The sequence below is a fragment of the Sphingobacterium sp. UBA7253 genome, from assembly GCF_002472745.1.
Classification (GTDB): Bacteria; Bacteroidota; Bacteroidia; order Sphingobacteriales; family Sphingobacteriaceae; genus Sphingobacterium; species Sphingobacterium siyangense.
Genome location: NZ_DKSP01000147.1, coordinates 27,727 through 28,316, shown reverse-complemented (window position 1 = coordinate 28,316; position 590 = coordinate 27,727). Strand labels below are relative to the sequence as shown.

Here is a 590-nt window from a genome sequence, read left to right as displayed (position 1 = left end):
GAAAATTAAATGTAAATTTAACCTAAATACCAATAGGGATCCATCATGACGAAATATCAAACACTTATTCCAAAACATTTTGAAGGTACAATCGAAGGCAAAAACACGCATTTGCTCTTATTAAAAAACGAAGGAGGGATGCAGGTACTCTTAACGGATTACGGTGCACGTATTGTCAGTATTTTGGTACCTGATAACAAGGGAAATTTAGTGGATGTAGCACTGGGCTTCGATTCAATTCAGGCCTACCTAGATTCTGATGAGAAATACCATGGATGCACAGCAGGGCGTTTCGCCAATCGCATTGCTGCGGGTAAATTTGAAATCGACGGAAAACTCTATACGCTTCCGCAAAACAATGGCAATAATTGTCTTCATGGTGGTATTTCGGGCTTTCATGATAAGGTTTGGGACAGAAGGGTAACTTATCAATCGCACGTCGAATTTTATTATGTTTCCCCAGATGGTGAAGAGGGCTTCCCAGGAAACTTAAAAGTTATGGTTTCTTATACCCTGACCAGAAATAACGAGATCATTATCAAATATCATGCGCAATCGGATGCCGATACGCACGTCAACTTGACCAATCA

General features: G+C 40.2%; 1 pseudogene. It reads left to right on the top strand.

Annotation, left to right across the window (positions count from 1 at the left end):
* Positions 1–45: 45 nt before the first annotated feature.
* Positions 46–590: pseudogene (locus B2X72_RS15300) on the top strand (galactose-1-epimerase); the annotation flags it as partial.